We start from the raw sequence: 13,325 nt of genomic DNA, 5'->3' as shown, positions 1-13,325 counted from the left end.
GGGAGCGCGAGGGCAATCGCGCAGATCAGCGCCCAGCGTTCATGTTGCAGGCGCTGTTGCTGGTTATCGGTTTGCGGATGTTCGGCTTGCCAGATCTCCACTGAAGACCTGATGAAAGGCTTGAAACAATCCGGTCTGTCCGAAGGCGAGATCTTCCAGCGCGCCACCCTCGAAGGTGTTCGTAACGAACTGCAACGTCAGTACGTCGCGCAGGGTCGCTATTCGGCTACGGTCGATACCGAAGTGGTATCGCAGCCGCGTAACCGTGTTGGTCTGAAAGTGAAGATCAACGAAGGCACCGTTGCGGCCATTCAGCACATCAACGTGGTGGGCAACACGGTTTTCCCCGAGGAAGACCTGACCGACCTGTTCGAACTGAAAACCACCAACTGGCTGTCGTTCTTCAAGAGCGATGACAAATACGCCCGTGAAAAGCTTTCCGGTGACCTGGAGCGTCTGCGCTCTTACTATCTGGATCGCGGCTATATCAACATGGATATCGCTTCGACCCAGGTGTCCATCACCCCGGACAAGAAGCATGTCTATATCACCGTCAACGTGACCGAAGGTGAAAAGTACACCGTTCGTGACGTCAAACTCAGCGGTGACCTGAAAGTCCCTGAAGATCAAGTCAAGTCCTTGCTGCTGGTGCAGAAAGGCCAGGTGTTCTCGCGCAAGCTGATGACCACCACATCTGAGTTGATCACCCGCCGTCTGGGTAACGAGGGTTACACCTTCGCCAACGTCAACGGCGTGCCTCAGCCGCACGATGATGACCACACCGTGGACATCCTGTTCGCTGTCGACCCGGGCAAGCGCGCCTACGTCAACCGCATCAACTTCCGTGGCAACACCAAGTCCGAAGACGAAGTGCTGCGTCGCGAAATGCGTCAGATGGAAGGTGGCTGGGCTTCGACCTACCTGATCGACCAGTCCAAGACCCGTCTTGAGCGTCTGGGCTTCTTTAAAGAAGTGAACGTCGAGACTCCGGCTGTTCCAGGTGTCGACGACCAGGTGGATGTGAACTACAGCGTTGAAGAGCAGGCTTCCGGTTCGATTACCGCCAGTGTCGGTTTCGCCCAGAGTGCCGGTCTGATCCTCGGTGGTTCGATCACCCAGAACAACTTCCTCGGTACCGGTAACCGCGTCAGCGTTGGCCTGACCCGCAGCGAATACCAGAGCCGCTACAACTTCGGCTACGTTGACCCCTACTGGACCGCCGATGGCGTGAGCCTGGGTTACAACGCGTTCTATCGCACCACTGACTATGATGAACTCGACGCCGATATCTCGAGCTACGCAGTAGACAGTCTGGGTGTAGGCGCTAACGTTGGTTACCCGATCAGTGAGACTTCGCGTCTGACTTTCGGCCTGTCTGCTCAGCAGGACAAGATCAATACCGGTAAATACACCGTTGACGAGATTTTCGACTTCGTTAACAAGGAAGGCGATCAGTACCTGAACTTCAAGGCGTCGGCCGGCTGGTCCGAATCGACGTTGAACAAAGGCGTACTGCCAACCCGTGGTCGTTCCCAGAGCCTGACCCTGGAAACCACCATCCCGGGCAGCGACCTGTCTTTCTACAAACTTGACTACCGTGGTCAGCTGTTCCAGCCGATCAGCGAAAACTACACTCTGCGCCTGCACACCGAGCTGGGTTATGGCGATGGTTATGGTTCCACAGACGGCTTGCCGTTCTATGAAAACTACTATGCTGGTGGTTTCAACTCGGTACGTGGCTTCAAGGACAGTACGCTGGGCCCGCGCAGTACCCCGAGTCGTGGCACGAATCCGGGCACCATTGCTGACCCGGACCAGGATCCACTGCCGTTCGGTGGCAACGTCCTGATCCAGGGCGGTGTTGAGGTGCTGTTCCCACTGCCGTTCGTCAAGGATCAGCGCTCCCTGCGTACCTCGGTATTCTGGGATGTGGGTAACGTTTTCGACTCGCAGTGCAAGGACACCACCAACGCCAACGGCTCGTCGTCGAACACCAAGTGCAACGACATCAGTCTGAGCAACATGGCCAGTTCCGTCGGTGTAGGCGTGACCTGGGTCACCGCGCTGGGTCCTCTGAGCTTCGCGTTGGCAATGCCGATCAAGAAACCGGATGAAGCTGAAACTCAAGTGTTCCAATTCTCCCTCGGCCAGACGTTCTAAGCGTCTGACCCAAGATAACGACAATGGATTTTGTAGGGGTGCATCGTGCGTAAGTTGACTCAATTGGTTCTCCTGGCCTCCGTACTGGTGGCAGGTCCGGCGTTCGCCGACATGAAAATCGCTGTTCTGAACTATCAGATGGCACTGCTGGAATCCGATGCGGCGAAGAAATACGCCGTGGATGCCGAGAAGAAGTTCGGTCCTCAACTGACCAAACTGAAAACTCTCGAAAGCAGCGCCAAGGGCATTCAGGATCGTCTGATGGCCGGTGGCGACAAGATGCAGCAAGGTGAGCGCGAGCGTCTGGAGCTGGAATTCAAGCAAAAGGCCCGTGACTTCCAGTTCCAGTCCAAGGAACTCAACGAAGCCAAAGCCGTTGCCGACCGCGAAATGCTCAAGCAGCTGAAGCCGAAACTGGATGGCGCAGTGGAAGAAGTCATCAAGAAAGGTGGTTTTGACCTGGTGTTCGAGCGTGGCGCAGTGATTGATGTCAAACCTCAGTACGACATCACGCGCCAGGTTATCGAGCGCATGAATCAGCTGAAGTAACCCATGACCGTGACTATCAAGCTCGGCCAGTTGGCCGAGTTCCTCGGCGCCACCCTGCGTGGCGACCCGGAGAAGAAAATTACTGGGCTAGCCACTTTGCAAGAGGCTGGCCCAGCTCAGTTGAGCTTTCTGGCAAATCCTCAATATCGCAAATACCTCCCGGGTTCGCAGGCTGCAGCCTTGCTGCTCAAGGAAGCGGATGCCGAAGGTTTTGCCGGTAATGCATTGGTGGTGCCGGATCCTTACCTGGCCTATGCGCGTATCTCTCACTTGTTCGATCCCAAGCCAAAAGCCACTGCGGGGATTCATCCCTCGGCGGTAATTGCTGCCGATGCGGTGGTTGATCCAACCGCCAGCATCGGTCCTTTCGTGGTGATCGAGGCCGGTGCGCGGATTGGAGCGCAAGTCACGCTCGGCGCCCATTGTGTGGTCGGTGCACGCAGCGAAATCGGTGAGGGCGGCTGGCTTGCTCCACGGGTGACGCTGTATCACGATGTGCGCATCGGCAAGCGTGTGGTTATCCAGTCCGGTGCCGTACTCGGTGGGGAAGGCTTCGGCTTTGCCAACGAAAAAGGTATCTGGCAGAAAATCGCCCAGATCGGTGGTGTGACCATCGGCGACGATGTGGAGATTGGCGTGAATACCGCCATCGACCGCGGTGCGTTGGCCGATACCGTGATCGGCAATGGCGTGAAGCTCGACAACCAGATCCAGATCGCCCACAACGTCCAGGTCGGTGATCACACCGCCATGGCTGCGTGCGTCGGGATCTCCGGCAGCACCAAAATCGGCAAGCATTGCATGCTCGCTGGCGGTGTCGGTCTGGTCGGGCACATTGATATTTGCGACAACGTTTTCCTGACCGGGATGACCATGGTGACCCACTCGATTACCGAGCCGGGTGCCTATTCTTCCGGCACAGCCATGCAACCGGCTGCCGAATGGCGCAAAAGCGCGGCACGCATCCGTCAGCTCGATGACATCGCGCGACGTTTGAAACAGCTGGAAAAGCGCGTAGGGGAAGTGACCCCTGACGGCAATGCTTCATCAGATGGCTGATACCATTTCCATATCAAGTGTGCACAGCCTCTAGACTGCCTCCTTGATTTGCTAGAGGAGTGCGCGTCAGTCGCGCTCCCAATCTTTACATAGGCTTCCCCCCGAAATGATGGACATCAACGAGATTCGCGAATACCTGCCTCACCGTTACCCGTTCCTGCTGGTGGACCGGGTGGTGGAACTGGACACTGAAGGCAAGCGCATTCGCGCCTACAAGAATGTCAGCATCAATGAACCCTTCTTCAATGGTCACTTCCCTGCGCACCCAATCATGCCGGGTGTGCTGATCATCGAAGCGATGGCTCAGGCTGCCGGGATCCTCGGTTTCAAAATGCTCGACGTCAAACCGGCCGACGGCACCCTGTATTACTTCGTCGGTTCCGACAAGCTGCGTTTCCGCCAGCCAGTGTTGCCGGGCGATCAGTTGATCCTCGAAGCCAAGTTCATCAGTTGCAAGCGACAGATCTGGAAATTCGAATGCCAGGCTTCGGTCGACGGCAAGCCAGTCTGCTCTGCTGAAATCATCTGTGCGGAACGCAAGCTATGAGTTTGATTGACCCTCGCGCAATCATCGATCCGTCGGCCGTTCTGGCTGACGGCGTCGAGGTCGGCCCGTGGTCGATCATCGGCGCAGGTGTGGAAATCGGCGAGGGTACCGTAATCGGGCCGCATGTGATCCTCAAAGGCCCGACCCGCATCGGCAAGCAGAATCGTATCTACCAGTTCTCCTCGGTAGGCGAAGACACGCCCGATCTGAAATACAAAGGTGAAGAAACTCGTCTGGTGATCGGTGACCACAACGTCATCCGTGAAGGCGTGACGATTCACCGTGGCACCGTGCAGGACCGTTCGGAAACCACGCTGGGCGATCACAACCTGATCATGGCTTACGCCCACATCGGTCACGACAGCGTCATCGGCAACAACTGCATCCTGGTCAACAACACCGCGTTGGCCGGCCATGTGCACGTCGAAGACTGGGCGATCCTCTCCGGTTTCACCCTGGTACATCAGTACTGCCACATCGGCGCCCACAGCTTTTCCGGTATGGGCACGGCAATCGGTAAAGATGTTCCGGCGTTTGTCACCGTGTTTGGCAATCCGGCTGAAGCGCGCAGCATGAACTTCGAAGGCATGCGCCGTCGTGGTTTCAGCGAAGACGCTATCCATGCGCTGCGTCGCGCCTACAAGACTGTGTATCGCCAAGGCCTGACGGTCGAGCAGGCACTGGCCGAACTGGCTGAACCTGCTGCTCAGTTCCCGGAAGTCGCGGTGTTCCGTGATTCGATCCAGTCGTCGACTCGCGGCATCACCCGCTGATCATGGCGAGTCTGCGTATTGCGCTGGTAGCGGGTGAGGCTTCCGGTGACATTCTGGGCGCCGGTCTCATGCGCGCCCTAAAGGCACAGCATCCGGCAGTCGAATTTATCGGTGTCGGTGGACCGTTGATGCAGGCCGAAGGCCTGACCTCCTACTTCCCCATGGAACGCTTGTCGGTCATGGGGCTGGTGGAGGTGCTTGGTCGGTTGCACGAGTTGCTCAAGCGCCGCAAGGAACTCATCGCCACGCTGATCGCCGAAAAGCCGGACGTGTTCATCGGCATCGATGCGCCGGACTTCAACCTCAATATCGAACTCAAACTGCGTCAGGCCGGGATCAAGACCGTGCATTACGTCAGCCCGTCGGTGTGGGCGTGGCGGCAGAAGCGCGTGTTGAAGATTCGCGAAGGCTGCGACCTGATGTTGACGCTGCTGCCGTTCGAAGCAAAATTTTACGAAGAGAAAGGCGTGCCGGTTCGGTTCGTCGGTCACACGCTGGCCGATACCATTCCGCTGGAGGCTGATCGCGCTGCTGCGCGTGCCGAGTTGGGTCTGCCCGACGGCCCGCTGGTGGCATTGATGCCCGGCAGCCGTGGTGGCGAAGTCGCCCGTCTGGGGGCGCTTTTCCTCGATACCGCCGAGCGTTTGCGTGCCATGCGCCCCGGGTTGCGTTTCGTCATACCTTGCGCCAATGCAGAACGCCGCATGCAACTTGAAGAGTTGCTCGCGGGCCGCGATTTGCCAGTGACCTTGCTCGACGGCAAGTCTCATCTGGCCCTGGCCGCGTGCAATGCGGTGTTGATCGCCTCCGGTACGGCGACCCTTGAAGCCTTGCTGTACAAGCGGCCGATGGTGGTGGCCTATCGTCTGGCCCCGCTGACGTTCTGGATTCTCAAGCGCATGGTCAAGAGCCCGTACGTGTCTCTGCCGAACCTGCTGGCCCAGCGCCTGCTGGTTCCGGAACTGTTGCAGGATGATGCGACAGTCGAGGCATTGGCACAGACCCTTTCGCCCCTGATCGAGGGCGGTGAAGAGCAGACTCGCGGCTTCGACGAAATCCATCGCACGCTGCGGCTGGACGCTTCCAATCAGGCGGCGGATGCCGTCCTCAACCTGATCGGTCAAAAACGATGAGCAAAAAAGATCTGCAGATGGGCCTGGATTTCACCCTGGTCGCCGAAGTCGAAGAGCTGGTGGCCGGTGTCGATGAAGTCGGTCGCGGCCCATTGTGCGGTGCGGTGGTAACGGCGGCGGTGATTCTTGATCCAAACCGACCGATCCTTGGCCTCAACGACTCGAAAAAGCTCACCGAAGCCAAACGCGAAAAGCTTTACGACGAGATCATCGAAAAAGCCTTGAGCTGGTGCATTGCTCGTGCCGAAGTCGAAGAAATCGACGAACTGAACATTCTGCACGCAACCATGCTGGCCATGCAGCGTGCCGTGGCCGGCCTGCACATTCAACCGAAACGGGCGATGATTGACGGTAACCGCTGCCCGCAATTGCCGATGCGCGCTGAAGCCGTGGTGCAGGGCGACGGCAAGGTTCCAGCCATCGCAGCGGCATCGATTCTGGCCAAGGTCAGCCGTGACCGCGAGATGGCCGCATTCGAATTGATTTACCCGGGTTACGGCATTGGTGGCCATAAAGGCTACCCGACGCCCGTTCATCTGGAAGCGTTGGTGCGTCTTGGCCCGACGCCGATTCACCGGCGCTCGTTCGCCCCGGTGCGTCAGGCTTACGAGGCACTGGAAGGGCTGACGCAGGTTTAGTCGCAAGGCTGATGTTTTGTTCGAGGCCCGGTACAATCCGGGCCTTGTTGTCTCTATGTAACTGGACAGGATCACTATGCCGGCTTCATTCGTTCATCTACGCCTGCACACTGAATACTCCCTGGTCGACGGGCTGGTGCGGATCAAGCCACTGGTCAAGGCGCTGACCGGCATGAACATGCCGGCCGTGGCGGTCACCGATCAGAACAACATGTGTTCCCTGGTCAAATTCTATAAAAACACCATGGGCGCGGGCATCAAGCCGATCTGCGGCGCCGACCTCTGGCTGTCGAACAAGGATCCGGACGCGCCACTGAGCCGAATCAGTCTGTTGGTGATGAACGCCAAGGGTTATCGCAACCTCACCGAGTTGATCTCGCGCGGCTTCATCGACGGCCAGCGCAACGGCATGATTATCATCGAGCGCGAGTGGGTCGCCGAGGCCAACGAAGGCCTGATCATGCTGTCCGCCGCCAAAGAAGGCGAGATCGGCATGGCGCTGATCGGTGGCAACCCGGCTGAAGCCGAAGCCCTGGCGCGCGAATGGATGAGCGTGTTCCCGGATCGCTTCTATCTGGAAATCCAGCGCACCAACCGTCCCAACGATGAAGAGCAACTGCATGGCGCCGTGGCCCTGGCTGACAAGCTTGGCGCGCCGCTGGTGGCCTCCAACGATGTGCGCTTCATCAAGCAGGAAGACTTCGCTGCCCACGAAACCCGCGTATGCATCGGTGAGGGCCGCGCCCTCGATGATCCAAGGCGTTCGAAGAATTACAGCGACCAGCAATACCTCAAAAGTGCCGAGGAAATGGCTGAGTTGTTCAGCGACATTCCCGACGCCATCGAAAACACCGTCGAGATTGCCAAGCGCTGCAACATTGACGTGAAACTGGGCACGCACTTCCTGCCCAACTTCCCGATTCCCGATGGCATGACCATCGACGAGTATTTCCGCAAAGTGTCTTTCGACGGTCTGGAGGAGCGACTGGCGGTTCTGCTGCCAAAAGACACCACCGAAGATTACGAGGCCAAGCGTCAGGTCTATGTCGACCGGTTGAATTTCGAGCTGGATATCATCATCCAGATGGGCTTCCCGGGTTACTTCCTGATCGTGATGGACTTTATCCAGTGGGCCAAGAGCAACGGCGTGCCAGTAGGTCCTGGCCGTGGATCGGGTGCCGGCTCGCTGGTGGCTTACGTACAGAAAATCACTGACCTTGACCCGCTGGAATATGACCTGCTGTTCGAACGTTTCCTTAACCCGGAACGGGTATCGATGCCCGACTTCGACGTCGACTTCTGCATGGACGGTCGTGACCGGGTGATCGACTACGTGGCCGAGAAATACGGCCGCAACGCGGTAAGCCAGATCATCACTTTCGGTTCCATGGCGGCGAAGGCTGTGGTGCGAGATGTGGCGCGGGTGCAGGGCAAGTCCTACGGCCTGGCGGATCGCCTGTCGAAGATGATTCCGTTCGAAGTCGGCATGACCCTGGAAAAAGCCTACGAGCAGGAAGAAATCCTCCGTGACTTCATCAAGGTCGATGAAGAGGCTGCGGAAATCTGGGAGATGGCGCGCAAGCTTGAAGGCGTTGTGCGTAACGTCGGCAAGCACGCCGGTGGTGTGGTGATCGCACCGACCAAGCTGACTGACTTCTCGCCGATCTATTGCGACGAGGCCGGTGACGGTCTGGTAACCCAGTTCGACAAGGACGACGTTGAAGCGGCCGGTCTGGTGAAGTTCGACTTCCTCGGTCTGCGCACCCTGACGGTTATCGACTGGGCGCTGAAGACCATCAACCGTGACCGCGCCAAGGTCGACGAGCCGCCGCTGGATATCGCGTTTATCCCGCTGGACGACAAGCCGACGTACACGCTGCTGCAAAAAGCTGAAACCACAGCAGTCTTCCAGCTTGAATCCCGCGGCATGAAAGAGCTGATCAAAAAGCTCAAGCCCGACTGTCTGGAAGACTTGATCGCACTGGTGGCCCTGTTCCGTCCGGGCCCGCTGCAGTCCGGCATGGTTGACGACTTTATCAACCGTAAGCACGGTCGCGCCGAACTGGCGTATCCGCACTCCGACTACCAATACGAAGGCCTCAAGCCGGTATTGGCGCCGACGTACGGCATCATCCTGTATCAGGAACAGGTGATGCAGATTGCTCAGGTCATGGCCGGTTACACCCTCGGCGGTGCGGACATGCTGCGTCGGGCAATGGGTAAGAAAAAACCCGAAGAGATGGCCAAGCAGCGCGGCGGCTTCATTGAAGGTTGCAAGACCAACAATATCGACGCTGACCTCGCCGGTAACATTTTCGACCTGGTGGAAAAATTCGCCGGTTATGGCTTCAACAAGTCTCACTCTGCCGCTTATGGTCTGGTGTCGTACCAGACGGCCTGGTTGAAAACCCACTACCCGGCGCCATTCATGGCTGCGGTACTGTCGGCGGACATGCACAACACCGACAAGGTCGTGACCTTGATCGAAGAAATTCGCACCATGAAGCTGCGTCTCGACGCGCCGGATGTGAATACTTCGGAATTCAAGTTCACGGTGAACGACGACGGCCGCATTGTTTACGGCCTCGGCGCGATCAAAGGTGTCGGCGAAGGTCCGGTGGAAGCGATCACCGAGGCGCGTCAGGAAGGCCCGTTCAAGGATCTGTTCGATTTCTGCGCCCGTGTCGACCTCAAGCGCATTAATAAGCGCACCCTCGACGGTCTGATCCGCAGCGGCGCACTGGATCGTCTTGGGCCGTATTTCCACGACGAACAAAAGGCTTATCAGGCCAACATCGACCGCAACCGCGCCGTGCTGCTGGCGGCGATGGAAGAGGCGATCAAGGCTGCCGAGCAAACCGCTCGCACTCACGACAGTGGTCACGCCGACCTGTTTGGCGGGCTGTTTGTCGAGGAAGATGCTGACGTTTATGCGACTCATCGCAAGGCCAAGGAATTGACCCTCAAGGAGCGCCTCAAGGGTGAAAAAGACACCTTGGGCCTGTACCTGACCGGTCACCCGATTGATGAATATGAAGGCGAGATTCGCCGGTTCGCCCGTCAGCGCATCATCGACCTGAAACCGGCCCGCGATACGCAGACCGTGGCGGGGATGATCATCGCGCTGCGGGTGATGAAGAACAAAAAGGGCGACAAGATGGGCTTCATCACCCTCGACGACCGCTCCGGGCGGATCGAGGCGTCGCTGTTTGCCGAAGCGTTCCATTCAGCGCAGTCGCTGTTGCAGACCGACGCGATGGTGGTGGTTGAAGGCGAGGTCAGCAACGACGACTTCTCCGGCGGCCTGCGCCTGCGGGTCAAGCGGGTGATGAGCATGGAAGATGCGCGTACCAACCTTGCCGAGAGCCTGCGTCTGAAACTGCAGACCCAGGACCTGAAAGGCGATCAGCTACGCTGGTTGGGGGATTTGCTCAAGCGTCACCGCGGGGCGTGCCCGATCACCATGGAGTACACCAGTCCTGATGCGAAGACCTTGCTGCAGTTCGGCGAGACCTGGCGGATCGACCCGGCGGATGCGTTGATTCAAGCCCTGCGTGACCAGTTCGGGCGAGACAACGTCTTCCTCCAATACCGTTGACCGGCAGGGTGCCATCAAGCGCCTTGCCCGCGACCTGAATTTTTAATCTCGACCTTAGCGCGCCTTTTCCTTAAGGTAGGGCGCGAATAGACAACCGGCCGGCCCAAGCTCATTTGGGACACGACCCAAGACGGACGCCTATGAACCCGAATTTTCTAGATTTCGAACAGCCGATCGCCGAGGTGGTTGCCAAGATCGAAGAGTTGCGCTTGGTCGGTAATGACAATTCGCTGAATTTCGTCGTTGTGATCTCCCGCCTGCAGGACAAGAGCAAAACGCTGACCGAAGACATCTTCGGCAAGCTGACCAGCTGGCAGATCGCACGCCTGGCGCGTCACCCGAAACGCCCGTACACCCTCGATTACATCGAGCACATCTTCACCGAGTTCGACGAACTGCACGGCGACCGTCACTTCTCCGACGACGCTGCGATCGTTGGCGGCATCGCCCGTCTGGACGATCAACCGGTGATGATCATCGGTCACCAGAAGGGCCGTGAAGTGCGCGAGAAGGTACGCCGCAACTTTGGTATGCCGCGTCCGGAAGGCTACCGCAAGGCCTGCCGTCTGATGGAAATGGCCGAGCGTTTCAAAATGCCTATCCTGACCTTCATCGACACCCCGGGCGCCTACCCTGGCATTGACGCTGAAGAGCGCAACCAGAGCGAAGCGATTGCCTGGAACCTGCGGGTCATGTCGCGCCTGAAGACCCCGATCATCGCCACTGTTATCGGTGAAGGTGGTTCCGGCGGTGCTTTGGCGATCGGGGTCTGTGATCAGCTGAACATGCTGCAATACTCGACCTATGCGGTGATCTCGCCGGAAGGTTGCGCGTCGATTCTGTGGAAAACCGCCGAAAAAGCGCCGGATGCCGCTGAAGCGATGGGCATCACCGCCGAGCGTCTGAAGGGCCTGGGCATTGTCGACAAGGTGATTGGCGAGCCTCTGGGCGGCGCGCACCGTGATCCGGCAAGCGCAGCGGCTTCGATCCGTGCCGAGCTGAGCTCGCAACTGGCGATGCTGAAGAAGTTCGACAACGAAGCGCTGTTGAAGCGCCGTTATGATCGACTGATGAGCTACGGTCTCTAAGTCGACTGCGCAATACCCATGTGGGAGCGAGCCTGCTCGCGAAGAGGGGGTAACATTCAACCAATGTGTTGGCTGTTACACCGCTATCGCGAGCAGGATCGCTCCCACATTTGATTTGGGCAAAGAGAAAGATATGGATCGATCATCGATTGATTTGCCTGCAAGGCTTCTGCTGAGTCTTGAGCCTTGGCGCAATGCCGCTCATTGGCGCATCGCTTTCTCCGGTGGTCTCGATTCCACTGTCCTGCTGCATCTGCTCGCTTGTCTCGCAAAAACCGAATCCCTTCCGGCGCTAAGCGCCATCCATATCCATCACGGCCTTCAGGCTGCGGCCGATGCGTGGCCGGCGCATTGCCAGTCTGTCTGCGATGCGCTGGGGGTTCCGTTACAAGTGGAGCGGGTGACGGTGCAACCGGGGGCGAGTCTGGAACGGGCGGCGCGGGATGCGCGGTATGCGGTGTTCAGTTCGGTGACGCAGTCTGATGACGTCTTGCTGACCGGTCAGCACCGTGATGATCAAGCCGAAACCCTGCTTTTCCGTCTGATGCGCGGTGCGGGAATGCGCGGTCTTTCGGGGATGCCACAACAGCGTCCGCTGGGGCAGGGGGCTTTGGTTCGACCGTTGCTCGATGTTACCCGCGCGGAGCTGGAAGCCTATGCACAAACTCATCAATTGCACTGGATTGAAGATCCGTCGAATCAGGACCGGCAGTTTTCGCGTAATTATCTGCGCCATCAGGTCATGCCGGCGCTGACCGGACGCTGGCCGCAAGCGCAGGCGAGTATGGCCCGCAGCGCCGCGCATCTGCGCGAGGCGCAAGGCTTGCTTAACGAGTTGGCGCAGATGGATCTGGCCCAGGCCCTCACCCGTCATGAATTCGAATGGCTGGGATTGCGCTCACTTGAGTTGGCGCCGCTGGCCGCGCTGTCTGCCGCTCGTCAGCGAAATGCCTTGAGTCACTGGCTCGAACCGCTGACACGGTTGCCCGACACTGACCATTGGTCGGGTTGGTCGGATCTGTGCGACGCCGCCCACGATGCGACACCGGTCTGGCGTCTGGCCGATGGCGAATTGCACCGCAGCGCCGGTCGTCTGTGGTGGCTTAGCGGCGTCTGGCTGAGTGCGCCGGTGATCGGCTGCGACTGGCATGACCTGTCGTCACCGCTACGCTTGCCCGATAACGGACGTGTCATGTTCAGCGGTCAGACTCCCGTCGGGCCGTTGCAGATCCGCTATCGTCAGGGCGGCGAAGTGATGCATCTCGCGGATCGCGGCCGTCGCGATCTTAAGCGGCTGCTCAATGAACGCGCGGTGCCGCGCTTCGTGCGTGGCAGATTGCCGCTGCTGTTTCGCGGCGAAGAATTGCTCGCGGTGGCGAACCTGCCGGGTCTTGATGGCAATGGGCAGGACGGCTGGCAATTGCATTGGCAGCCAACAGACGAAGATCAAGGTTTGAGATGAAAGGGGCATTCCGGTAGACTACGCTCCCTTCTTGATACAACTTCTGTGGATTCGCCTGAATTGCAGGAGTTGCCGATTACCAAGCAGTCTTTGCTGGGCGATTCCAAAAAATGTGTAGCGAGCAACGTACCGGTGTTTCATCTGCCGGTCTGTCCCAACGCGGCGGTTTTTTTGAAAGGTGCACTGTGATTAATGCAGGTGATCGGGGGCTTCGGCCTTCCTTAGCGTTCCCCGGCGGCTCGTAACGCTTTAACGCAGACTTCTAGGGTTTTTCATGACGAGATACATATTCGTCACGGGCGGTGTTGTTTCTTCATT

General features: G+C 58.4%; 9 protein-coding genes and 1 pseudogene. All 10 read left to right on the top strand.

Going from position 1 to position 13,325, the window contains the following annotated elements; all coding sequences use genetic code 11:
* Positions 1 to 93: 93 nt before the first annotated feature.
* A pseudogene (gene bamA, locus ACIOVB_RS25375) lies at positions 94 to 2,160 on the top strand (outer membrane protein assembly factor BamA); the annotation flags it as partial.
* Positions 2,161 to 2,205: 45 nt separating this feature from the next.
* The gene (locus ACIOVB_RS25370) at positions 2,206 to 2,709 is read left to right on the top strand and encodes an OmpH family outer membrane protein (RefSeq protein WP_042557882.1); all 504 of its coding nucleotides are present in this window, start codon (positions 2,206 to 2,208) and stop codon (positions 2,707 to 2,709) included.
* A gap of 3 nt (positions 2,710 to 2,712) precedes the next feature.
* A complete protein-coding gene (gene lpxD / locus ACIOVB_RS25365) occupies positions 2,713 to 3,768 on the top strand; it encodes a UDP-3-O-(3-hydroxymyristoyl)glucosamine N-acyltransferase (RefSeq protein ID WP_401272032.1) in 1,056 nt (351 codons plus the stop codon).
* 106 nt (positions 3,769 to 3,874) lie between these two features.
* The gene (gene fabZ / locus ACIOVB_RS25360; protein WP_003222142.1) at positions 3,875 to 4,315 is read left to right on the top strand and encodes a 3-hydroxyacyl-ACP dehydratase FabZ; all 441 of its coding nucleotides are present in this window, start codon (positions 3,875 to 3,877) and stop codon (positions 4,313 to 4,315) included.
* The gene (gene lpxA, locus ACIOVB_RS25355; protein WP_187679149.1) at positions 4,312 to 5,088 is read left to right on the top strand and encodes an acyl-ACP--UDP-N-acetylglucosamine O-acyltransferase; all 777 of its coding nucleotides are present in this window, start codon (positions 4,312 to 4,314) and stop codon (positions 5,086 to 5,088) included. The genes fabZ and lpxA overlap by 4 nt, the downstream gene beginning before the upstream one ends.
* Before the next feature lie 2 nt (positions 5,089 to 5,090).
* The gene (lpxB, locus tag ACIOVB_RS25350) at positions 5,091 to 6,221 is read left to right on the top strand and encodes a lipid-A-disaccharide synthase (protein ID WP_401272031.1); all 1,131 of its coding nucleotides are present in this window, start codon (positions 5,091 to 5,093) and stop codon (positions 6,219 to 6,221) included.
* An 11-nt stretch (positions 6,222 to 6,232) separates the two neighbouring features.
* Positions 6,233 to 6,859, top strand: a complete 627-nt coding sequence (gene rnhB, locus ACIOVB_RS25345) for a ribonuclease HII (RefSeq protein WP_401272033.1) — start codon at positions 6,233 to 6,235, stop codon at positions 6,857 to 6,859.
* Between the two features lie 76 nt (positions 6,860 to 6,935).
* The gene (gene dnaE / locus ACIOVB_RS25340) at positions 6,936 to 10,457 is read left to right on the top strand and encodes a DNA polymerase III subunit alpha (RefSeq protein ID WP_401272030.1); all 3,522 of its coding nucleotides are present in this window, start codon (positions 6,936 to 6,938) and stop codon (positions 10,455 to 10,457) included.
* A 140-nt stretch (positions 10,458 to 10,597) separates the two neighbouring features.
* Positions 10,598 to 11,545 (top strand): acetyl-CoA carboxylase carboxyltransferase subunit alpha, encoded by a 948-nt coding sequence (locus tag ACIOVB_RS25335; RefSeq protein WP_401272029.1) that lies wholly within the window; start codon positions 10,598 to 10,600, stop codon positions 11,543 to 11,545.
* 133 nt (positions 11,546 to 11,678) lie between these two features.
* Complete coding sequence (gene tilS / locus ACIOVB_RS25330) at positions 11,679 to 13,007, top strand: tRNA lysidine(34) synthetase TilS (protein ID WP_401272028.1); 1,329 nt, start codon at positions 11,679 to 11,681, stop codon at positions 13,005 to 13,007.
* Positions 13,008 to 13,325 lie beyond the last annotated feature (318 nt).

This window comes from Pseudomonas sp. NPDC087639 (assembly GCF_044743385.1).
Classification (GTDB): Bacteria; Pseudomonadota; Gammaproteobacteria; order Pseudomonadales; family Pseudomonadaceae; genus Aquipseudomonas.
The sequence above is the reverse complement of the archived record's forward strand: the minus strand, read 5'-3'. Positions and strand labels throughout refer to the sequence as shown.